This is a genomic window from Burkholderia anthina, from assembly GCF_902498995.1.
Lineage (GTDB): Bacteria > Pseudomonadota > Gammaproteobacteria > Burkholderiales > Burkholderiaceae > Burkholderia > Burkholderia anthina.
Map to the genome: position 1 here is coordinate 1 of NZ_CABVLY010000004.1, position 21,422 is coordinate 21,422.

Sequence of the window (21,422 nt, forward strand, 5' to 3'; positions counted from 1 at the left end):
CCGAGGCGCTCTGAGATAAGCATCATCGTCTCAGACGCGGCAGGAATCCGCCGCCTTCAGGCGGCGGAGGATGTCAATATTCATCGTACCGGAAGTTGTTCTCATACTGTATCCAACGTTGCTTACTCGAGAGGACGCCATGCTGACGCCACAAAAACCGATCGGTTCGAATTTCGGAGCCGCCACCACTGCTGACGAGGTAATCGCCAATATTGACCTTGCCGGCAAGGTCGCAATCGTAACTGGCGGCTACTCGGGCCTGGGGCGTGAGACCGCGCGCGTTCTGCGTCGTGCCGGCGCCCGTGTGATCGTTCCCGCGCGGGACGTGACGCGCGCTAACGCGGCGCTGGCGGGCATCGATGTGGAAGTCGCTCCGATGAACCTGCTCGACCCGTCCTCGATCGATGCCTTCGCGGCATCGTTTCTCGAATCGACGCGCGCGCTGCACATACTGGTCGACAGCGCCGCCATCATGGCCGTGCCGGAATTGACGCGGGACGCGCGCGGATACGAGTCCCAGTTTGCAACGAACCACCTCGGCCACTTTCAACTTGCGCTGCGGCTCTTGCCCGCGCTGCGCCGTGCGAACGGCGCACGCGTCGTCTCGGTTTCGTCGCTCGGTCATCGTTATTCGCCAGTGTTTCTCGACGACCCACATTACGATCAGCGCCCGTACGATCCGTGGACAGGATATGGACAGTCGAAAACGGCCAACATCCTTTTTGCTGTCGCGCTCGACGAACGGGAGCAGAACCACGGCATCCGCGCGTTTTCACTACATCCGGGCGCCATCGTCGATACGGGCCTTGGGAAATACGTTCCGCGCGAGCAGTTGGTCGCTGCAGGCGTTCTCGATGGACAAGGCAAGCCGATACTTGATCCGGCGCGGCAGCTCAAGACTGTGGAGCAAGGCGCGGCCACGCAGGTCTGGTGCGCGACGAATCCGCAGCTCAACGGCAGGGGCGGCGTGTACTGTGAAAACGTCGACGTGGCACCATTGATGGTCACCCAGCCCACAATAACCGGCATGTCTGATGCCATGCGGCTCACCGGCGTAGCTCCCTACGCGGTCGATCGCGTGAACGCCGAAGGGCTATGGCAGCTCAGCGAAAAGCTGCTCGGCATCCAGGCGGCATGACGTCATCGGGTTACCTCGCCGTTGGACGGCTGTCGCTTGCGCTGAAGGTCGGGAATCTGTTGCGTACCTGAAGCGCCAGCCTGCCGGTAGCGATCATTTCGCTGAACTTTGAGAGATGGTCCGGTACTTTGCGCCGGGGCGCTGCCGCGTCATCCGTTCGATTGCACAGGCTGAAATCGTCGACGTTGGCCCGACGGCGCTCGCGGCTTGCGTCTATCGTGCCGAACAGAAGTCTGTCCAGCGTGCCACGGCAACGCCAAGGCGTGACCCGAACAATCAGTCAACCCGGTACCAGCGACCGGATTCCGGGCACACAGCGGCTGGCGCGCCGTTCGACCAGACTTGCTCCTCATCCGGGTGCAGCGAGGTCGAAGGCGCGACGTCGAAGACTACCTCAAGTGCTTGCCCGACATGGGCGTCTTCGATGGGAAGCTCCCAAGTCAGGAATATCTGGATGCAATCCTGGTCCGGCGCGAAGTCGGCCGCATTAAAGCCGCTGCTGCGGCGCTGAATGACGCCGTGAGGCTGGCCGGTATCGAATATCACAGCTGTCCCCCGGGTCAGGGGAATGCGATGGCCCGTAGAGGGAAAATGCAAGTCCAGCCCCCGGTCCTCGCTCAGGAAGAGATTGCAGAAGGCCGCACCGCCATATTGCGCACCGTCATGGTGGTACTTCGCGCCACGACAGGCCATGAGGGCTACGTCACTGGAGGCGAGCACGGCGGGCAGTCCGAGGGCGCACGTCCAGTCGGACATTGCCTGCACGCAGCGCTTATAGTCCGGCCAGCGCGCTTGCGTTCGCGCCAAAGGCATTGCCTCGACGTCCCCGGGTTCCAGGACGAGCCGCGACGATGCTTCTCTTTCCCAGTCCGCAAGCACGCGTGCGGAGGGAACGGGCACGTCGACCGTGCCTGATAGCACGATGTCACTTACGCGTCGACTGCGGATGGCGTCGCCGCTCCAGAAATAGGAAGTCAGCATGTTTCGGATTCGACGCTGTCGAAGGGGGTATTCGGGCGATTGTAATGATTCAGCCTGACTACGTCGGCGAAAATCGGTCACCATAGAACCTTCGTCGAGCGCTGGTCATGAACGGTTGGGCGCCCGCACATCCGTCGACAACGGACATGACCCGGCCGACGTGACGCCGATAGCGCGTCGGCAGCCGGGATTCCGGTCGCGTAACAATTCAACAGTTCCGAATGCGGCCTGGCTTACGGCCTCCCAAGCCGGCCAAGAGCGCATTCGCATTTCACGGCGATCTTTTTTGATGGGTAAGTTGCGCTTCCTCCCGCGGAGGCGACGAGCACGTCACGCGTGATACGTCCTTCCCTCTGCAAAGCAGGACATGAACCGGCCGCCTCGGGCTTTTTCCACCGCCCTCGTATTGGGCCGAGCATCTAGCGCGGGACATCGCCGGATACGCCGTCAAAGCGGAGGCGCGCGGCATGGATGTCGGGGTAACGGCGATCGGCCCAATCGATGAGGGCCGCCATCGGCTCCAGCAGGGATTGGCCAAGCGGGGCCAGACGATATTCGACGCTTGGCGGGTTGGTGGGGAAAACATGGCGGGTGATGAGCCCGTCGCGCTCCAGATTGCGGAGTGTCTGGGTAAGCATGCGCTTGGAAATGTCCGGGATGGCTCGATGAAGTTCGCTGAAGCGCTGCGATCGCGTCGCGAGCTCCATGATCATGAGCGTGCTCCATGATCATGAGCGTGCTCCATTTGTCGCCGATTCGGTCGAGCACGTCGCGAACTGCGCAGTGTGCGGGTTGGGCGTCGCCCAATTGACGTTGATATCGGCTGAATCTCTCGATCGCATTCTGGACGGTACTCATTCGGGTTCCCTTTAACTCACCTGGTGACAAAAGACTGCCTCCTTCCGAAGTGAGGCGCGGGTCTCTATGATAGACCTGCCCTCAAACGAAGACCACTTCTCAAGGAGTACTGATGTCAAACCCGGTCCCGCCGGCCTGCTGCAGCAGGCTCCGGCGGACATCCGGGCTGGCGCGTGGAGGCGTCGCAGGAGGAAGCCGAGGAGTCCAACATCACCGCATCTGGCCGCAGCCGCAGAAATGCCGGCGTTTATGGGCGACACTCATCTCAGGGGAGACACATGTTTTTGGTAATGGGAATTACGGGACGCGTAGGCGGCGCAACGGCTCAACATCTGTTGGCGCAAGCGAAGAAGGTACGGGCGCTGGTCCGCGATCGCGAGAAGGCGGCGAATTGGGCGGATCAAGGTGTGGAACTGGTCGACGGCGACTGGAATGATGTGGCCGCCGTAGAGAGGGCGCTCGAAGGGGTCGAAGGTGCATTTGTCATGCTGCCGGCTGTCTGGGCGCCCTCGCCTGATTTCAGGGAAGCAAAGCGCGTGATCGCGAACTATGTCGAGGCGCTGAAGAGGGTAGCGCCTCCGCGGGTGGTTGTGCTGTCGTCGATGGGCGCGAACAGAAACAGCGGGCTGGGAATGATCACGGCCCTGTCGCTTCTGGAGCAAGGACTGCGCCACCTGACGCTGCCAATTGCCTATGTGCGCGCCGGCGGTTTTTTTGAAAACTTCCTTTACGGCTTGCATGTCGGCCAGGGCGGCACGCTACCCGTCTACTACAACCCGACGAGTCGGAGATCAACCATGGTCGCGACCGACGATATCGGCGCTGAGGTGGCGATGCGGCTGACCGGGCCGGCGTGGTCCGGGCATCGCGTCGTCGAGCTTGGCTCGATGATCAGCGCGGATGAAGTCGCCGCCCAGTTGGGCGAAGTCTTGCAGCGCGACGTCAAGGCCCTTGCCATCCCCCGAGCCGGATGGCCGGCAGCGTTCGAGCAAATCGGCATCCCGAAGGGCCACACCGGACCGGCCGAAGCAATGTTCGATGCCGTCAACGCGGGCTGGATGGATCTCGGCGTAGCGGGTACGGAGCAGGTCGCGGGCACGACGTCGCCTCGCGATGTCTTTGCCGCGGCCTACAAGGCCATTACGGCGTGAACAGCGAGGATCGGTCGGCTGGCCAACAAGGCGGCCACGCGGTCCTCGGCAACGCCCTCATCAGAGAAGGTAGAACGCATGTCCAAGATTGCCTGGCGTCAGGTATTACCGTTGGTTCTTGCTGCTTTTTTCGTCGTGGGATCGCTCAGCAACATCGTCGCCCCGCGATCCATTTTTGAGGAGTACCTGAAGTGGGGATATCCGCATTGGTTCCATTTCGTGACAGGCTCGCTGGAACTGATGACCGCCGCTCTGCTGGCGCGAGCGCGGACGCGGCTGTGGGGCGCGGCGATCGGATGCACCGTGATGGTGGCTGCGCTGGCGACCGTCACAGTCCACGGCGAATACGGACATGCGGTGGCGCCGCTTGTCGTGGCGACACTGTCGATTGTTGTCGGCTGGATTGCTTGGCGCAAGCGGCTCGCTGGCGGTTCTTTGGCTCGGGCCTGAACCTTACGCGCCCTCATGAGCTAGGACGCATGCTGGAAGCGCCATTACCAACCAGTTATCGATTTCAAATCCCGGTTGGAACAAGGTCGACTGATTGACTCGAGCTTGGCGGTTGGCGGGTCAACGGGCGTTCGCAGCACTTTGGAAGCGGTCATCGAGGTCTTGTGCTCGCGACTGGCCGTTCAGAGTCGGTAGCGGCCACTAATTCCGGCCGCTGTCTGCCGCGCGCCGCCATGCGGCAAACGGGGTTGAAATCGTAGAAAATTTAGCTTCCCTAACGTCCGGCGTATCAGGCCGACGCGACGGCACGGCAACGCCCCGCGCAGCGACCCGGGGGCCACATCGCGTCGCCTTCAAACCGGACTGCCTGGCGACACAGTTACAAGATAACCATTGACTCCGCCGTTTCCGGCAGTTAGTGTATGCGCCGAAGTCCAAGAAGTCCGATTGCTGTTCATCAATGTCTCGCTCCCCCAGCGGTATTCGTTGTCCTCTCCCTCCTTGACGCTTCAAGCGCTCTTCAACAGAGCAAATCTTCATATTTTTTCTCAAGGATTCTTCATGGATACCGGTATCGTCAAGTGGTTCAACGACAGCAAAGGCTTTGGCTTCATCACTCCGGACAACGGCGGTGACGATCTTTTCGCGCATTTCTCCGAAATCCGGACGGAAGGCTTCAAGACGCTCGCTGAAAACCAGAAAGTGAGCTTCGAAACGAAGCAAGGCCCGAAGGGTCTGCAAGCGGCCAACATCCAGCCGCTGTAAGTTTGAAGGGCCCGGCTTTCCGCGACGGACGCCGGGTCGCAGCGACACCCTCACGGAGCGTTGTCTCCTAAAGTTGGCGCGATCATTGCTGGCTGCATCGGTTGATTCAGCAGCCTGCCACGCGCCACATGCCTCGTTGCACTTCACTCTCCCCCTCCGGCAGCAACGCCTTTTTCGCGCGCTTCGACTGCTTTAGATTCAGCTCGCAATGGCTTTGAATCGGTGCATATTTCGCACGGCACGCGCGCGCCTGAACATCATTATTAAAATTAAAATGCAGAACAAACGAATTCAACAGTACAACGGCTATGCCGTCCAACCCTCGGCGCATCGCTTGCCCGACGGGTGTTTTTCATCCAACCTGCTGCTCGAACGCAGCGGCAGCTCGTGCGCCGAAGGCCGCTACCAGTTCTATTCGCTCGATTACTTCCCGAGTGAAAAACAGGCGCTGCAGCACTCGGCCCGCTGGGCACGCAACTGGATCGACACGCGCGGTTAACGGCAACGTCTCGGGTCGGCAGCAACGGCGAACCCTGATCGCACACGGGTACTTGCTACCTCATGACCCGGCTCCTTTACCATGGAGCCTTCCAGAATCATGCAGACCATCGGTCTGCTGAAGAGGCCATGAAAAAGACGATCAGCCTTGCATTGCTGCTGCTGCCCCTGAGCGCGCTGGCCGACCCATGCGTCGGCAACGGAAACGTCTATGACGATTTGTCATGTGTCGACCGTTCTCTGGCCGAATCGAAGCAGCAGCTCAACGCGATCTATCGAAAAATATACGCGTCCACGCAATACAAGGACGCGTTCGAGCAATCGCAGAAGGCGTGGCTCACCTACCGTGACAAGCAGTGCGATGGCTACATCGCAGCCGAGGCGTCGCAAGCTCAAGGCGAGGGCCCGGGCTTGATCACGAGAGACTGTCTTCTCACGATCACCCGGCAGCGGGTCGACTATTTGAAGACGCTGCTCGCGAAGTAACGGGGCACGGGCACGAACCGCATGCGTGTCCGTCATGACATGGCCCGGGCCACGCGTCACCCGGCGCGTTTTCCCGATGCAGCTTCGGCTGCGCCACATCGAGCGCCGAATCCGGCCACCCATCTCTCGAATCACCGAGCAGCGTCGCCGCCGCGCCAGACGCCGGGTGTGCGCCACCCCGCGCGATCCGCCCGGATCTCCGCTTCGTCCTGCTGCACGGTGACCGGCGCGTCCTAGCGGGTTTGCTCGGCGATCGACTTGTTCGGCGCAAGCTGTGCGTAGCGGGCGGGATTGACGCGCATCGCGGAATGGGTCGACAGGCGCCACGCACGCGCGACATCGGGCTGTCGGCCTGCTGTCGGTAATATGCGGAGATCCATTCTTCGTGCGTTGCGACAATGCGCGGCCGGTCGGGGTGCGTCACGTAATCCGGTGAAATTTCACGGACTGGCGACGGATCTGTCGCGATGCCACGTTGAAGCAACATCGAAACGACCGGTGAGACCGACGATGCTGCCAGGGATGCGCGTTTCAGGATGCCGCGAAGCAACGCGCCGGTGGCGCGCGCTGCTTGCGCTGGCGATTGCCGGTGTTGTGCCGCTGGTTGCCGGATGCCAGTCGGAACCGCCGGTGCCGCCGCCCTCCGCGATAGAGGCCGCGTCGCCGGTGTTTCCGGCCGCCGAATGGACGCGGGCCGCGCCTGCCACGCACGGCTTCTCGCAGGACGGAATCGATCGCGCGATCGCGTATGCACGACAGCAGGGCTCGACATCCGGCATGATCGTCCACGACGGAACGGTGATCGCGCAGTGGGGCGACGTCACGCGCAAGACGAACCTTCATTCCGCGCGCAAGAGCTTCCTGAGCGCGCTGGTCGGCATCGCGGCCGCGCGCGGCCAGATGCATCTCGACGACACGCTCGCGCAACTCGGCATCGACGACACCGCGCCGGTGCTTTCGCCCGCCGAGAAACAGGCGACCGTGCGAATGCTGCTCGAGGCGCGCTCGGGCGTGTATCACCCGGCGACGTACGAGACCGTGCAGATGAAAGCATTGCGGCCGCCGCGCGGCAGTCATGCGCCCGGCACGTTCTGGTACTACAACAACTGGGATTTCAATACGGTCGGCGCGATCTACGAACGCAGCACCGGCACGCGCATCTTCGATGCGCTGCAGACGGAGCTCGCGGTTCCGCTCGGCATGCAGGACTACACGCCGTCGGACGGGCACTACGTGCCGGGCGGCAGCGCGACGCGCTACCCGGCCTATCCGTTCGCGATGAGCGCGCGCGATCTCGCCCGCTTCGGGCTGCTGTATCTGCACGACGGCCGCTGGCGCGACCGGCAGATCGTGCCGGCCGGCTGGGTCGCCGAGTCCACGCGGCCGTATTCCGACACGCGCACCGGCGGCTACGGCTATCTATGGTGGACGAGCGATTCGGCGAGCGGCGCGCGCGGCCGGGACGCGCTGCTGTCGCGGCGGGCCTTCTGGGCCGACGGCCATCTCGGCCAGTACGCGGTGGTCGTGCCGTCGCTCGATCTGGTGATCGTGAGTCTCGTGGACGCGCGGCTGACGTCGCGGCGGATGGGGCAAACGAAGATGGAAACGCTCGTCATGCTGGTCGAGGCGGCCGGCGGAAAAGCCACGGGAAAAGCCTCCGGAAACGCGACAGGAAACGCCGCCAACGCCGGCTAGACCGGCCCGCGCCGCCCGCTTAGGTGTTTATACGTATGCCGATACCGATATCGCTTCAATCCAATATTTCATTGGAAGGTTATCGGGCTTGTACCTAGACTGATCCGGGGCGCACATACCGGCCGGCCGCACGCGCCGGCCGCTGCCCCGACCTGCATCCGCGCCACGCAGAAACAGAACAGCGCAGCACAGCACACCGCGCAACGGCGCCGCGGCATACAACGACATCATCGGAGACGGACCATGACATTCTTCAGGAAGCTGGCGGCCGGCGCGATCGTCGCCGCGGCGACGATGAGCGCGTACGCGCAGCAAAAGCCGATCACGCTCGGGTTCTCGCAGGTCGGCGCGGAAAGCGCGTGGCGCACCGCGAACACCGTGTCGGTGAAGAGCGCCGCGAAGGACGCCGGCATCAACCTGAAATTCTCGGATGCGCAGCAAAAGCAGGAGAACCAGATTCGCGCGATCCGCTCGTTCATCGCGCAGAAGGTCGACGTGATTGCGTTCTCGCCGGTCGTCGAATCGGGCTGGGAGCCGGTGCTAACCGAAGCGAAGGCCGCGCATATCCCGGTGATCCTGACCGATCGCGGCGTCGACGTGAAGGATCCGTCGCTGTACGTGACGATGATCGGCTCGGACTTCCTCGAGGAAGGGCGGCGCGCGGGCCACTGGATGGAAGAGCGCTACAAGAACGATCCGGGCCCGATCAACATCGTCGAGCTGCAGGGCACGGTCGGCTCGGCGCCGGCCAACGATCGCCGCGCGGGCCTGCTCGAGGTGATCAAGAGCAATCCCAAGTTCAAGGTGATCGCATCGCAAAGCGGCGACTTCACGCTCGCGGGCGGCAAGCAGGTGATGGAAGCGTTCGCGAAGACCTACGGCAAGCAGATCAACGTCGTCTACGCGCACAACGACGACATGGCGCTCGGCGCGATCCAGGCGATGGAAGAGGCCGGCATCAAGCCCGGCAAGGACGTGAGCGTCGTGTCGTTCGACGCGACCAAGGGCGGCTTCCAGGCGATGGTCGCGGGCAAGATCAACGTCGACGTCGAATGCAGCCCGCTGCTCGGCCCGCAACTGATGACGGCCGTGAAGGACGTGGTCGCCGGCAAGCCGTTGCCGAAACGCATCGTGACGAACGAGACCGTGTTCCCGATGAACGTCGCGGCGCAGGTGCTGCCGACCCGCAAGTACTGAGTCTCGCTGACCGCGGACGGCGGCGCGGCTGCCGCCGTCCGGCAACCGTTTCGCATCGAGGGCGCATCCATGACGAATCCGCCGGTGGTCGAGATGATCGGCATCGACAAGGCGTTTCCGGGTGTCAGCGCGCTGCAGCGCGTGAGCTTCCGGCTGTTTCCGGGCGAGATCCACGCGCTGATGGGCCAGAACGGCGCGGGCAAATCGACGCTGATCAACGTGCTCACCGGCGTGCATGCGCACGACGCGGGCGAGATTCGCGTCGGCGGCGCGCCGGTGCGTTTCGCCGCGCCGCGCGAGGCCGAGGCCGCCGGGATCCAGACGCTGTACCAGGAAGTGAACCTGTGCGCGAACCTGTCGGTCGCCGAGAACATCTTCGCGGGCCGGCAGCCGATGCGGCGCGGCGCGATCGACTGGAAGACGATCCACGCGCGTGCGCGCGACGCGCTCGCCGAACTGGACCTGTCGCTCGACGTCACGCGCTCGCTCGACGCGTATCCGATCGCGGTACAGCAGATGGTCGCGATCGCGCGGGCCGTGTCGGTCGACGCGCGCGTGCTGATTCTCGACGAGCCGACGTCGAGCCTCGACGACGGCGAGGTCGCGCGGCTCTTCGACGTGCTGCGCCGGCTGAAGGCGTCGGGCATCGCGATCCTGTTCGTCACGCACTTTCTCGAACAGACCTATGCGGTGTCGGACCGGATCACCGTGATGCGCAACGGCGAGCGCGAAGGCGAATATCTGGCGCGCGACCTGCCGGTCGACCTGCTGGTCGCGAAGATGACCGGGCGCGAACCGATGTCGGGCACGCTGCAGGCGGGTGCGGCGGCGGTATCGATTGACGCGGGCGCGGCCGCGCCGTTCCTGTCGATGCAGCAGGTCGGCCGGCGCGGCATGATGAGCCCGCTCGATCTCGACGTGCGGCCCGGCGAAATCGTCGGACTGGCCGGGTTGCTCGGCTCGGGGCGCACCGAAACCGCGCGGCTCGCGTTTGCCGCCGAGCGCACGGATACCGGCGCGATCGAGATCGACGGCGCGCGCAAGCGGCTCGCGTCGCCGCACGACGCGGTGCGCAACGGCATCGCGTATTGTCCGGAGGATCGCAAGAAGGAGGGCATCGTCGCCGCGCTGTCGATCCGCGAGAACATCGTCCTCGCGCTGCAGGCGCGGCGCGGCTGGTGGCGCCTGATCGGCCGCGCGCGGCAGCGCGAGCTGGCCGACACGTATATCGCGCGGCTCGGCATCAAGGCGCGCGACGCGGAGCAGCCGATCGGGCTGCTGTCGGGCGGCAACCAGCAGAAGGTGCTGCTCGCGCGCTGGCTCGCGACGGAACCGAAGCTGCTGATCCTCGACGAGCCGACGCGCGGAATCGACGTCGCCGCGAAGTTCGACATCATGGAGCGCGTGCTCGCGCTGTGCGCGCAGGGCCTCGCGATCCTGTTCATCTCGTCGGAAATCAGCGAAGTCGTGCGCGTGAGCCACCGGATCGCGGTGCTGCGCGACCGCCGCAAGGTCGCCGAACTGCGCGGCGGCGACGCGTCCGAGGAACAGGTCTATCAACTGATTGCGGGAGGCCGGTCATGATGCGGCTTCGCATGTTGCTTCGTCATCCGCTCGTGTGGCCGGTGCTGACCCTGGTGCTGCTGTTCGCGCTCGACATCGCGTATCGGCCGGGCTTCCTGTCGATCACGCTGCTCGACGGCCACCTGTTCGGCGCGCCGATCGACATCCTGAACCGCGCGGCGCCGCTCGTGATCGTGTCGCTCGGGATGACGCTCGTGATCGCGACGCGCGGGATCGACATCTCGGTCGGCGCCATCGTCGCGATCGCGGGCGCTGCGGCGGCGATCGTGCTCGACGGCGATCCGACGCGGCTCGGCGCGGCGCTGGCCGCCGCACTCGGCGTCGGGGTGCTCGCGGGCGCGTGGAATGGCGTGCTCGTCGCGTTCGTCGGGATGCAGCCGATCATCGCGACACTGATCCTGATGGTCGCCGGACGCGGTGTCGCGCAACTGCTCACGGGCGGGCAGATCATTCCGATCGGCGCGCCCGGCTACCTCGCGCTCGGCGGCGGCTATCTCGCGGCCGTGCCGTGCTCGGTGTGGATCGCGATCGCGACGATCGCGGCGACCGCGCTGCTCGTGAACCGCACGGCGCTCGGCCTGTTCATCCGCGCGATCGGCGTGAATCCGGTCGCGACGCGGCTCGTGGGGCTGCGCGCGGGCGCCGTCGTGTTCGGCGTGTATCTGTGTTCAGGCGCGATGTCGGCGCTCGCGGGGATCATCGCCAGCTCGAACGTGCGCAGCGCCGACGGCAACAACGCGGGGCTGCTGCTCGAGCTCGACGCGATCCTCGCGGTGACGCTCGGCGGCACGTCGCTGCTCGGCGGCCGTTTCAGCCTCGCCGGCTCCGTGCTCGGCGCGCTGATCATCCAGACGCTGACCTACACGACCTATTCGATCGGCGTGCCGCCGGAGGCGACGCTCGTCGTGAAGGCCGTCGTCGTGATCGTCGTGACGCTGATCCAGTCGGATGCGGCGCGCGCACTCGCGGTTCGCCACGCGTCGCGGCTGCTGCCTTCCGCGCGCTCGCGCGCCACCACCGGAGCGACGCCGCGATGAACCGATTCCTCGCACGGCTCGCCGACCCGCGCACGCTGCCGATCGTCGTCACGATCGTGCTGTTCATCGCGCTGTTCGGCTTCGGATCCGTGATGTACACGGGTTTCTTCTCGATGCAGGTGCTCACCGGGCTGCTGGTCGACAACGCATTCCTGCTGATCGTCGCGATCGGGATGACCTTCGTGATCGTGTCGGGCGGCATCGACCTGTCGGTCGGCTCGGTCGTTGCGTTGACAACGATCTTCTGCGCGGTCGGTGCCGAACGGCTGCACTGGCCCGTGTGGGCGATCGTGCCGCTCGTGCTCGCGTTCGGTGCGCTGTACGGCGCCGCGATGGGCGCGCTGATTCACTATTTCCGGCTGCAGCCGTTCATCGTCACGCTGGCCGGGATGTTTCTCGCGCGCGGCGCGTGCTTCCTGATCACGACGCAGTCGATCACGATCGACGCGCCGACGTTTCATGCGCTCGCGGCCGTCAGCGTGCCGGTCGGCGGCGGGATGCTGAGCGCCGGCGCGCTGATCGCGCTCGCGACGCTCGCCGCCGCGCTCTACGTCGCGCATTTCACGCGCTTCGGCCGCAACGTGTATGCGATCGGCGGCAACGAACGCTCGGCGCTGCTGATGGGGCTGCCGGTCGCGCGCACGAAGGTCGGCGTGTATGCGCTGAGCGGCTTCTGTTCGGCGCTCGGCGGCGTGGTGTTCACGCTGTACGTGCTGTCCGGCTACGGGTTGCAGGCGCAGGGGATGGAGCTCGACGCGATCGCCGCGACCGTGATCGGCGGCACGCTGCTCACGGGCGGCGTGGGGTACGTGATCGGGTCGGTGTTCGGGGTCGGCATCCTCGGCACGATCCAGGTGCTGATCACGTTCGACGGCACGCTGAGTTCGTGGTGGACGCGGATCGTGATCGGCGCGCTGCTGTGCGTGTTCTGCCTGCTGCAAAGGATCATCGAGCGGCATGCGGCGCGGCGGCGCACGGGCGGCACGGGGTTCGATCCGAAACGGCGGACGCAAGAGGCCGGGCCGGCCGGGACGGCCGCGCCGGGAGACGATGCGGCGCTGGGGTCGACGATGCGCAGGCGGTTGCGTCCCCGGCGTCCGGCACGTCGAGACGCGCCCGCATCGCCTGCATGAACGCGGCAGGGCGCGACATCGTGCGTTTGCCGGCTGGGGTCATTCGTCGATATCGGCGAGACGCCCTTCGCCGGCAAGCACGGCCCGCCCGCCTTGCATCGTGCCGACGATCCGCCGCGCGATGAACCGGTCGCGCGGCACCTGCCGCAGCCGGGTGCCGTCGCTCGATGGTGTGTGGTGTGCGGTGCCGCCGCATGGATGACGACGCCGCACGGCGACTTGCGTCCGGCACGCGGGCCCGTGTTCGTCCGGCGCAGCGAAGCGATGCTCAGTGCCTGATCATGCAGACGGCCACGATTTCGTATCCGGGGTCGGCATACGTGCAAGCCGCTTTTTCCGCTTCGTCATACGAACCGAAGGAGGCGGCATCTTCAACTGCCGGTGCCATGCCGATATCGCCGTCCTCGGCGGTGCAGAGGAATTGCTCGCCGGTTTTCACGACGTAGATGGACATCATGATTCCCTCCATCGTTTGCAAGGGGGAATTCCAGTCTAGCAGGCAAAAAGGCGGGCGGCGGTTTGCCGGGTCGTTTCGGCGAGATACCGTCGGAGGCTTGGCCGCGCGTCGTTCCGATGCTCGTCGGAAGTCTTCACGCACGATCCGGCCGCGGGTACGCCTCGCGCCGCCAACCGGGATCGGCTTTCCGATCGGGCCTTTCGCAAAGGGCTGGTGTCGCGACCGTCGTCCGGTGTGGCGCGACGAGCGCGCCGGCGCGGAAAGCCGTGCACAATACCCGCATGCGAGCCCCAGACCTTGAATGCCTTGTCACCGTCACCATGCCCTTCGGGAAATACAAGGGTCGACTCATCGCCGACCTGCCCGGACCTTACCTCAACTGGCTCGCCCGCGAAGGGTTCCCGCGCGGCGAACTCGGCCGGCAGCTCGCGCTGATGCACGAGATCGACCATAACGGCCTGAGGGACTTGCTGGAGCCGCTGCGCGAACGCCGATAGCGCCAGGCCGCCGCCCGTGACGCAGCGCGCCCCGCTTCAAGCGCGCCTGTCGCGCGTGGCGGCCGACCCCCGAGGCGGGCTCGAACCTTCGACGCAATCCATGCGCATCGCGGCGCTCGGCGCGTACGCGTGCGGGTGCCGCATGGCCGATGCTCGCCTAAAATGGAAAAGGCCCTGTTGCGGATGAGCCGATGGCAAAAGAGGGGGCAACATGAGACGACTTTATTTCCTCGTACCCGATACGCAGATGGCGAAGGCGATCGTCGACGACCTGCTGCGTGCACGTATCATCTGGCGCCATATCCACGTTCTCGCCGATCACAGCGTCACGCTCGATCAGTTGCCCGAAGCGTCTTTGCTGCAAAGCAGCGACGTCGTCCATGCGCTCGAGCGCGGTGTCGCACTCGGCGGCGCGACCGGTGCGCTGATCGGCCTCGTCGCGCTGGTATTTCCCCCCGCGGAGCTCGTGATCGCGGGCGGCGCCGTCGTCGCATTGACGATGGCGGGTGCGGGCTTCGGAGCCTGGACGGCCGCGATGATCGGCATTGCCGAGCCGAATGGACGACTTACGCGATTTCGTGACGCCATCCGGGACGGCCAGATCCTGATCATGGCCGACGTGCCGGCGCTGCGAGAGCAGGAAATCGAGGAGATGGTCGGCCAGCATTTTCCCCGGGCGGATCTGGAGGGCGGCGAGCCCACGACACCGATCTTCCCTTGATTCGCGAAAGCCGCGCTGCGCGAACATCTGCGCGCATCGGCGCGACTTGCCGAACGTCAATGCGATCCGACGGATCGAGCCCATGCGATGTGAGCGTCCGTCGGCCTGCGCGTCGCCATGATCGGGGTGATGCGCAGGCCGATCCACCCGCGACCCTCCAAGGCCAACAGGGAAATCGAGTGGATCGAGGATTGCCTCGCGCTCGCCCAATATCAAGGCTTTTCCCGCGCGGCTGAATGTCGCGACGTCACGCACTGCGGGACTGCTGCAAGTATCCGGTTGCATTGCCCCATTCGTCGCTGGCGATCCGGACGCTGCTGGACGAAGCGCCGTACCGACGGCAGCTCGAGCCGGAGATCGCGGTGGAGTCGGGGTCGCTCGAATTCCTGCGCGGCTTCATCGTGCGGGAGGACGCGGTCACGTTCCTGCCGCTGAGCGCGGTGCCGCGGGTGGACGACCGAATCTGCGCGAGGCCGGTCAGCGTGCAGGGCCTCGACGCTCTCCGGGTGGTGCCCGGGCAACTGCGCGGCCGGTCGCCTTCGATTGCGGCCGGGACGGTCGCGGATCAGCCGAGCAGCCGCTTGCCCGACCTCCCGTGAGCGCGTGTCCACGGGGCCGCCGGGGCCTTCATGGAAAACTGTATGAATATACAGTATAGTATCCGTCGAACTCCGAGCCGCACCGGCATGACCCGTGCGGCACGTGCGCCGCGCCTGCGGGCATCCACCGCGGCATTCCGGCACCGTGAACTCTGGCTAACTCATTCAGACGGGCAGGCAAATTGTCATCCAGCAATCTGATCCGCATTCGCGGAGCACGTCAGCACAACCTCAAGAACCTCGATCTCGACCTGCGCACCGGCGAAATGACGGTCGTTACCGGCCCGTCGGGCTCCGGCAAGTCGAGCCTCGTGTTCGACACGCTGTACGCGGAAGGGCAGCGGCGCTACGTCGAGACGTTCAGCGCGTATGCGCGGCAGTTCCTCGACCGGATGGACCGCCCGCAGGTCGAGCGCGTCGACGGCGTGCCGCCGGCGATCGCGATCGACCAGACCAACCCGGTCCGCAGTTCGCGCTCGACGGTCGGCACGATGACCGAGCTCAACGACCACCTGAAGCTGCTGTACGCGCGCGCGGCCGAGCTGTTCGACCGCAAGACCGCGCGGCAGGTGCGGCACGACACGCCCGAGACGATCTACGCGGAACTCGTCGAGCGCACGCGCGCCGACGATCCGCGCGTCGTCGTCACGTTCCCGGTCGAGCTGCCGGACAGCGCGTCCGAGGACGAAGTCGCGCAGTGGCTGTCCGCGAGCGGCTACACGCGCGTGCAGGCGCAGCGCGAAGTGGCGTCGCCCACGGGCCCGCGCAAGGTGCTCGACGTGGTGGCCGACCGCTTCCGCGTGCAGCCGGCCGACAAGGTGCGCGTGGTCGAGGCGATCGAGGCGTCGCTGAAGCGCGGCGGCGGCCGCGTGAACGTCTACGTGCTCGCGCCCGAAGCGGAAAACGCGCTCGCCGAGCCGCAGATCTGGCGTTTCTCCACCGGGCTGCACGATCCCGACAGCGACCTGCGCTACGCGGAGCCGCAGGCGGCGCTGTTCTCGTTCAACTCGGCATACGGCGCGTGCGAAACCTGCCGCGGCTTCGGCCGCGTGATCGGCGTCGATCTCGGCCTCGTGATCCCGGACGCGCGCAAGACGCTGCGCGGCGGCGCGATCAAGCCGATGCAGACGCCCGCGTGGAAGGAATGCCAGGACGACCTGATGCGCTACGCGGCGAAAGCCGGCATTCCGCGCGACACGCCGTGGTTCGATCTGACGGACGCCGAGCGCGACTGGGTGGTCAACGGCTCGCCGGACTGGAACGGCAAGTGGCAGAGCCAGTGGTACGGCGTGAAGCGCTTCTTCGGCTATCTCGAATCGAAAGCGTACAAGATGCATATCCGCGTGCTGCTGTCGAAGTACCGCAGCTACACGCCGTGCGACGTCTGCGGCGGCGCGCGCCTGAAGACCGAATCGCTGCAGTGGCGGCTCGGCTCGAAGGCGAACGCCGACGCGGTGCTCGCGCCCGCCAATCGCTTCATGCCGCGCGGCGTCGACTGGACGCGCGCGCAGCTCGAAGCGCTGCCGGGCCTGACGGTGCACGACCTGATGCTGCTGCCGATCGAGCGCATTCGACGTTTCTTCGACGAAGTGAGCCTGCCGAGCGCGCTGCTCGACGATGCGCTGAAGCTGCTGCTGGCCGAAGTGCGCACACGCCTGAAGTATCTATGCGACGTGGGGCTCGGCTATCTGACGCTCGACCGCCAGAGCCGTACGCTGTCGGGCGGCGAGGTGCAGCGGATCAACCTGACCACGGCGCTCGGCACGTCGCTCACCAAAACGCTGTTCGTGCTCGACGAGCCGAGCATCGGGCTGCATCCGCGCGACCTCACGCGGATCGTCGAGGCGATGCAGCGGCTGCGCGACGCGGGCAACACGCTGGTCGTCGTCGAACACGATCCGTCGGTGATGCTCGCGGCCGACCGGCTGATCGACATGGGGCCCGGCCCCGGCGAGCGCGGCGGCACGATCGTCTACGACGGCACGCCGGGCGACATCCGTTCCGCGCACACGCTGACGGGCGAGTATCTCGGCGGCCGCAAGCACGTCGCGCATGCGTCGAACTGGGCACGCCGCCCGGTCGATGCGAACACGCCGTGCATCGTGCTGGCAGGCGCGACCGAGCACAACCTGCGCGACGTGACGGTCGAGATTCCTTTGCAGCGGCTCGTGTGCGTGACGGGCGTGTCCGGTTCCGGCAAGTCGACGCTGCTGCAGGACGTGCTGTATCCGGCGATGGCGCGCCATCACGGCAAGGCGACCGAGTCGCCGGGCGCGTTCCGCAACCTTACCGGCGCCGATCAGGTCGGCGACGTCGTGTTCGTCGATCAATCGCCGATCGGCAAGACCACGCGCTCGAACCCGGCCAGCTATGTCGGCGCGTTCGACGAAATCCGCAAGCTGTTCGCGAAGGCGCCGCTCGCGCTGCAGCGCGGCTACGGCCCCGGCACGTTCAGCTTCAACTCGGGCGACGGCCGCTGCCCGACCTGTGGCGGCTCGGGCTTCGAGCACATCGAGATGCAGTTCCTGAGCGACGTCTATCTGCGCTGCCCCGATTGCGACGGCAGCCGTTACCGCGCCGAGATTCTGGAAGTGCGCATCGAGCGCGGCGACCGCGCACTGAGCATCGCCGACGTGCTCGACCTGACCGTCAGCGAAGCGGCCGCGTTCTTCGCGGCCGACGCCGAAGTGCTGCGCGTGCTGCAGCCGATCGTCGACGTCGGACTCGAATACGTGAAACTGGGCCAGCCGGTGCCGACGCTGTCGGGCGGCGAGGCGCAGCGGCTGAAGCTGGCCGGCTTCCTCGCCGAATCGGCGGCGGCGGCCGGCGGGCGCCGGGTCGCCAGCGAAGAAGCGCGCATCGCGCGCGCGAAGCTGTTCATGTTCGACGAGCCGACCACCGGCTTGCACTTCGACGACATCGCGAAGCTGATGCAGGCGTTCGGCAAGCTGCTCGCGGCCGGCCATTCGCTGATCGTGATCGAACACAACCTCGACGTGATCCGCGCGGCCGACTGGCTGATCGATCTCGGCCCGGAAGGCGGCGACGGCGGTGGCCTCGTGCTGTGCGCCGGCACGCCCGACGACGTGAAGGCGTGCGCCGAATCGCATACCGGCGTGGCGCTGCTGCAGTACGACCGCGCGATGGACGCCGAAACGGCGTTCGCCGACGAAGGCGTGCCGCTGCAGACCGTGCTGAACGCCGCCCGCGAGCGGCGCGCGATCGAAGGCGAGGACGTCGTGCGGATCGTCAACGCGCGCGAGCACAACCTGAAGGCGCTCGACGTCGACATCCCGCACGGCAAGTTCAACGTGATTACCGGCGTGTCGGGTTCCGGCAAGTCGACGCTCGCGTTCGACATCCTGTTCCACGAAGGCCAGCGCCGCTATCTCGAATCGCTGAACGCGTATGCGCGCTCGATCGTGCAGCCGGCCGGACGGCCGGAAGTCGATGCGGTGTACGGCATTCCGCCGACGGTCGCGATCGAGCAGCGGTTGTCGCGCGGCGGCCGCAAGAGCACGGTCGCGACGACCTCGGAGGTCTGGCACTTCCTGCGGCTGCTATATGTGAAGCTCGGCCTGCAGCATTGCATCCACGATGGCACGCCGGTCACGTCGCAAACCGTCGAATCGATCGCGGCGCAGCTGCTGCGCGACCATCGCGACGAACACGTCGGCTTTCTCGCGCCGCTCGTCGTCAACCGCAAGGGCGTCTATACCGACCTCGCGAAGTGGGCGAAGGCGCGCGGCAGCACGCATCTGCGTGTCGACGGCGAGTTCGTGCCGGTCGATCCGTGGCCGAAGCTCGACCGCTTCCGCGAGCACACGATCGAGTTGCCGGTCGCCGACCTCGTCGTGTCGCCGGACAACGAAGCCGAATTGCGGCGTCTGCTGGACGAGACGCTCGAACTCGGCAAGGGCGTGATGCACCTGCTCGCGCCGCTCGACGGGCTGCATCACGCGATGCAGAACGATCGGTCGACCGCACGCGTCGGCGAGATCAAGGTGCTGTCGGTCAAGCGTGCGTGCCCGGTTTGCGGCACGAGCTACCCGGAACTCGATCCGCGGATGTTCTCGTACAACAGCAAGCACGGCTGGTGCACGACCTGCGTCGGCACGGGCGTCACGCTCACGCGCGAGCAGCGCGCCGCATACGACGACACGGTGCTCGCCGGGGACGATCGCGGCCGCGAGCAGACTTTGCCGTCGGACGAGCAGGAACCGGAAGGCGTCGGCAACGAGCCGTGCCCGGATTGCCACGGCACGCGGCTGAACCCGTCCGCGCGCGCGGTCACGTTCGACGCGCATCCGATCGTCGAGGTCGCGCAGTGGACGGTGTCCGATACGCGCCGCTGGATCGATGCGCTCGAACTGACCGGGCGCGACGCGCAGATCGCGCGCGACATCGTCAGCGAGATCGGCAGCCGCCTCGCGTTCCTGGAGGAAGTCGGCCTGGGCTACCTGAGCCTCGACCGCGCGGCGCCGAGCCTGTCGGGCGGCGAAGCGCAGCGCATCCGGCTCGCCGCGCAGCTCGGCAGCAACCTGCAGGGCGTCTGCTACGTGCTCGACGAGCCGACGATCGGCCTGCATCCGCGCGACAACCAGATCCTGCTCGACGCGCTGCGCAAGCTGGGCGACAAGGGCAACACGCTCGTCGTCGTCGAGCATGACGAGGACACGATTCGCCGCGCCGATCACATCATCGACGTCGGCCCGGGCGCCGGCAAGCGCGGCGGCACGCTGGTCGCCGAAGGCGCGGTCGCCGATCTGGCCGCACGGCCGGATTCGGTGACGGGGCGTCTGCTCGCCCATCCGATGACGCATCCGCTGCAGCCGCGCCGCGCGGTGAGCGTGGCGGGCAGGAAGGGCGCGCCGGCGGTGCCGGAGGCGTGGCTGACCGTCCACGGCGCGACGCTGCACAACCTGCGCGACGTCACCGTCGGCATTCCGCTCGCGCGGCTCGTCGCGGTGACGGGCGTCAGCGGCTCGGGCAAGTCGACGCTCGCGCGCGACGTGCTGATGACGAACCTGCTCGACGCGGTCGGCCGTTCGGTGCTGTCGTCGCCGGCCACGCGGCGCGCGCGCAAGGCCGCGCAGCAGGACGCGCCGGCCGCCAACCGCCGTTCGAGCGTGCTCGCGCGCAGTGCGCCGCGGCCGTCGCTGAACGTCACGCATGCGTGGCAGGGCTGCGCGTCGCTCAGCGGCTGGGAGCGGATCGATCGCGTGCTCGAAGTCGACCAGACGCCGATCGGCAAGACGCCGCGTTCGTGCCCGGCGACCTACATCGGCGTGTGGGACACGATCCGCAAGCTGTTCGCCGATACGCTGGAGGCGCGTGCGCGCGGCTACACGGCGTCGCGTTTCTCGTTCAACACCGGCGACGGGCGTTGCCCGGCCTGCGAAGGGCAGGGCGTGCGCACGATCGGGATGAGCTTCCTGCCCGACGTGAAGGTGCCGTGCGACGTGTGCCACGGGCAGCGCTTCAACCCGGAGACGCTTGCGGTCACGTGGCGCGGCCGGAACATCGGCGACGTGCTGACGATGGAGATCGACGAAGCGGTGGCGTTCTTCGCGCCGATTTCGAACATTGCGCATCCGCTGCAGCTGATGAAGGACGTCGGCCTCGGCTACCTGACGCTCGGCCAGCCGTCGCCGACGCTGTCCGGCGGCGAGGCGCAGCGGATCAAGCTCGTCACCGAGCTCACGAAGGTGCGCGACGACATCACGCGGCGCGGCCAGAAGGCGCCGCACACGCTGTACGTGCTCGACGAACCGACGGTCGGCCTGCACATGGCGGACGTCGCGAAGCTGATTCGCGTGCTGCACCGGCTCGTGGATGGCGGGCATAGCGTCGTCGTGATCGAGCACGATCTCGACGTGATCGCGGAAGCCGACTGGATCATCGATCTCGGCCCGGAAGGCGGCGTGGGCGGCGGGACGATCGTCGCGGCGGCGCCGCCCGAAGGGCTCGTGCAGGTGCGGGCGAGCCATACCGGGCAGGCGCTCGAGCCCGTGCTGGCGCGAACGGCGACGGAAGACGGCGAAGCCGGGCGGCAGGGAGAAGCGCGGGTCGGTTGAGCGCGGCGCTTCCCGATGAAGCGGCCCCGGTGTCGAGCGAGACACCGGGGCCGTTTTCACATCCGCGCTGGCAGCGCAGCGCTGATTGACGACACGGC

At 66.3% G+C, this 21,422-nt stretch carries 18 protein-coding genes; 15 read left to right on the plus strand and 3 right to left on the minus strand.

The genetic code is table 11. The features are described from left to right. Positions 1-139 precede the first annotated feature (139 nt). Entirely contained in the window at positions 140-1,138 is a 999-nt protein-coding gene (locus tag BME24068_RS07125; protein ID WP_174925591.1) for an SDR family NAD(P)-dependent oxidoreductase, read from the plus strand. A 276-nt stretch (positions 1,139-1,414) separates the two neighbouring features. On the opposite strand, the gene BME24068_RS07130 is transcribed toward BME24068_RS07125, so the two are convergent. Both BME24068_RS07130 and BME24068_RS07135 read right to left on the minus strand, forming a co-directional pair. Beyond that, positions 1,415-2,119, minus strand: coding sequence for a hypothetical protein (locus BME24068_RS07130; protein WP_174925592.1), 705 nt, complete (start codon positions 2,117-2,119; stop codon positions 1,415-1,417). A gap of 419 nt (positions 2,120-2,538) precedes the next feature. Further along, a complete protein-coding gene (locus BME24068_RS07135) occupies positions 2,539-2,832 on the minus strand; it encodes a winged helix-turn-helix transcriptional regulator (RefSeq protein ID WP_239007697.1) in 294 nt (97 codons plus the stop codon). Positions 2,833-3,255: 423 nt separating this feature from the next. On the opposite strand from BME24068_RS07135, the gene BME24068_RS07140 reads away from it, so the two are divergent. The 10 genes from BME24068_RS07140 (at position 3,256) to yjfF (ending at position 12,973) form a co-directional block, all read left to right on the plus strand. Continuing rightward, positions 3,256-4,128, plus strand: coding sequence for an NmrA family NAD(P)-binding protein (locus BME24068_RS07140; RefSeq protein ID WP_174925593.1), 873 nt, complete (start codon positions 3,256-3,258; stop codon positions 4,126-4,128). A 78-nt stretch (positions 4,129-4,206) separates the two neighbouring features. Next, a complete protein-coding gene (locus tag BME24068_RS07145) occupies positions 4,207-4,578 on the plus strand; it encodes a DoxX family protein (RefSeq protein WP_174925594.1) in 372 nt (123 codons plus the stop codon). 561 nt (positions 4,579-5,139) lie between these two features. Then, positions 5,140-5,343: a cold-shock protein gene (locus tag BME24068_RS07150; RefSeq protein ID WP_096508928.1), complete on the plus strand. Its 204-nt coding sequence runs from the start codon at positions 5,140-5,142 to the stop codon at positions 5,341-5,343. Between the two features lie 274 nt (positions 5,344-5,617). Further along, complete coding sequence (locus BME24068_RS07155; RefSeq protein ID WP_096508929.1) at positions 5,618-5,842, plus strand: hypothetical protein; 225 nt, start codon at positions 5,618-5,620, stop codon at positions 5,840-5,842. Positions 5,843-5,970: 128 nt separating this feature from the next. Next, positions 5,971-6,327 carry a lysozyme inhibitor LprI family protein gene (locus tag BME24068_RS07160; RefSeq protein WP_096508930.1) on the plus strand — a complete coding sequence of 119 codons (357 nt, stop codon included), beginning with the start codon at positions 5,971-5,973 and terminating at the stop codon, positions 6,325-6,327. 630 nt (positions 6,328-6,957) lie between these two features. After that, positions 6,958-8,022, plus strand: a complete 1,065-nt coding sequence (locus tag BME24068_RS07165; protein WP_174925595.1) for a serine hydrolase domain-containing protein — start codon at positions 6,958-6,960, stop codon at positions 8,020-8,022. 243 nt (positions 8,023-8,265) lie between these two features. Beyond that, positions 8,266-9,219 (plus strand): ABC transporter substrate-binding protein, encoded by a 954-nt coding sequence (locus tag BME24068_RS07170; protein WP_174925596.1) that lies wholly within the window; start codon positions 8,266-8,268, stop codon positions 9,217-9,219. Between the two features lie 69 nt (positions 9,220-9,288). Beyond that, a complete protein-coding gene (locus tag BME24068_RS07175; RefSeq protein WP_174925597.1) occupies positions 9,289-10,803 on the plus strand; it encodes a sugar ABC transporter ATP-binding protein in 1,515 nt (504 codons plus the stop codon). Beyond that, positions 10,800-11,840, plus strand: a complete 1,041-nt coding sequence (locus tag BME24068_RS07180; protein WP_174925598.1) for an ABC transporter permease — start codon at positions 10,800-10,802, stop codon at positions 11,838-11,840. The genes BME24068_RS07175 and BME24068_RS07180 overlap by 4 nt, the downstream gene beginning before the upstream one ends. Beyond that, positions 11,837-12,973, plus strand: a complete 1,137-nt coding sequence (gene yjfF / locus BME24068_RS07185; protein ID WP_174925599.1) for a galactofuranose ABC transporter, permease protein YjfF — start codon at positions 11,837-11,839, stop codon at positions 12,971-12,973. The genes BME24068_RS07180 and yjfF overlap by 4 nt, the downstream gene beginning before the upstream one ends. 268 nt (positions 12,974-13,241) lie before the next feature. On the opposite strand, the gene BME24068_RS07190 is transcribed toward yjfF, so the two are convergent. Further along, a complete protein-coding gene (locus BME24068_RS07190) occupies positions 13,242-13,430 on the minus strand; it encodes a hypothetical protein (RefSeq protein ID WP_174925600.1) in 189 nt (62 codons plus the stop codon). 281 nt (positions 13,431-13,711) lie between these two features. Between BME24068_RS07190 and BME24068_RS07195 the strand changes: the two genes are divergently transcribed. The 4 genes from BME24068_RS07195 to uvrA all read left to right on the plus strand — a co-directional run bounded on the left by BME24068_RS07195 (position 13,712) and on the right by uvrA (position 21,324). Further along, positions 13,712-13,927 (plus strand): DUF3820 family protein, encoded by a 216-nt coding sequence (locus tag BME24068_RS07195; protein WP_096508937.1) that lies wholly within the window; start codon positions 13,712-13,714, stop codon positions 13,925-13,927. A 211-nt stretch (positions 13,928-14,138) separates the two neighbouring features. Continuing rightward, the gene (locus BME24068_RS07200; RefSeq protein ID WP_096508941.1) at positions 14,139-14,648 is read left to right on the plus strand and encodes a DUF1269 domain-containing protein; all 510 of its coding nucleotides are present in this window, start codon (positions 14,139-14,141) and stop codon (positions 14,646-14,648) included. A gap of 236 nt (positions 14,649-14,884) precedes the next feature. Beyond that, positions 14,885-15,247, plus strand: coding sequence for a type 2 periplasmic-binding domain-containing protein (locus tag BME24068_RS07205; protein ID WP_174925601.1), 363 nt, complete (start codon positions 14,885-14,887; stop codon positions 15,245-15,247). Between the two features lie 182 nt (positions 15,248-15,429). Further along, a complete protein-coding gene (gene uvrA, locus BME24068_RS07210) occupies positions 15,430-21,324 on the plus strand; it encodes an excinuclease ABC subunit UvrA (RefSeq protein ID WP_174925602.1) in 5,895 nt (1,964 codons plus the stop codon). Positions 21,325-21,422: the final 98 nt, after the last annotated feature.

What these genes read in the sequence shown, in the direction of transcription:
- BME24068_RS07175 (WP_174925597.1), top strand. Translation starts at nt 9,289, where the DNA reads ATGACGAATCCGCCGGTGGTCGAGATGATCGGCATCGACAAGGCGTTT.
- BME24068_RS07150 (WP_096508928.1), top strand. Translation starts at nt 5,140, where the DNA reads ATGGATACCGGTATCGTCAAGTGGTTCAACGACAGCAAAGGCTTTGGC.
- BME24068_RS07140 (WP_174925593.1), top strand. Translation starts at nt 3,256, where the DNA reads ATGTTTTTGGTAATGGGAATTACGGGACGCGTAGGCGGCGCAACGGCT.
- BME24068_RS07205 (WP_174925601.1), top strand. Translation starts at nt 14,885, where the DNA reads ATGTCGCGACGTCACGCACTGCGGGACTGCTGCAAGTATCCGGTTGCA.
- BME24068_RS07145 (WP_174925594.1), top strand. Translation starts at nt 4,207, where the DNA reads ATGTCCAAGATTGCCTGGCGTCAGGTATTACCGTTGGTTCTTGCTGCT.
- BME24068_RS07180 (WP_174925598.1), top strand. Translation starts at nt 10,800, where the DNA reads ATGATGCGGCTTCGCATGTTGCTTCGTCATCCGCTCGTGTGGCCGGTG.
- yjfF (WP_174925599.1), top strand. Translation starts at nt 11,837, where the DNA reads ATGAACCGATTCCTCGCACGGCTCGCCGACCCGCGCACGCTGCCGATC.
- BME24068_RS07135 (WP_239007697.1), bottom strand. Translation starts at nt 2,832, where the DNA reads ATGATCATGGAGCTCGCGACGCGATCGCAGCGCTTCAGCGAACTTCAT.
- BME24068_RS07125 (WP_174925591.1), top strand. Translation starts at nt 140, where the DNA reads ATGCTGACGCCACAAAAACCGATCGGTTCGAATTTCGGAGCCGCCACC.
- BME24068_RS07195 (WP_096508937.1), top strand. Translation starts at nt 13,712, where the DNA reads ATGCGAGCCCCAGACCTTGAATGCCTTGTCACCGTCACCATGCCCTTC.
- BME24068_RS07130 (WP_174925592.1), bottom strand. Translation starts at nt 2,119, where the DNA reads ATGCTGACTTCCTATTTCTGGAGCGGCGACGCCATCCGCAGTCGACGC.
- BME24068_RS07160 (WP_096508930.1), top strand. Translation starts at nt 5,971, where the DNA reads ATGAAAAAGACGATCAGCCTTGCATTGCTGCTGCTGCCCCTGAGCGCG.
- BME24068_RS07190 (WP_174925600.1), bottom strand. Translation starts at nt 13,430, where the DNA reads ATGATGTCCATCTACGTCGTGAAAACCGGCGAGCAATTCCTCTGCACC.
- BME24068_RS07200 (WP_096508941.1), top strand. Translation starts at nt 14,139, where the DNA reads ATGAGACGACTTTATTTCCTCGTACCCGATACGCAGATGGCGAAGGCG.
- BME24068_RS07155 (WP_096508929.1), top strand. Translation starts at nt 5,618, where the DNA reads ATGCAGAACAAACGAATTCAACAGTACAACGGCTATGCCGTCCAACCC.
- BME24068_RS07170 (WP_174925596.1), top strand. Translation starts at nt 8,266, where the DNA reads ATGACATTCTTCAGGAAGCTGGCGGCCGGCGCGATCGTCGCCGCGGCG.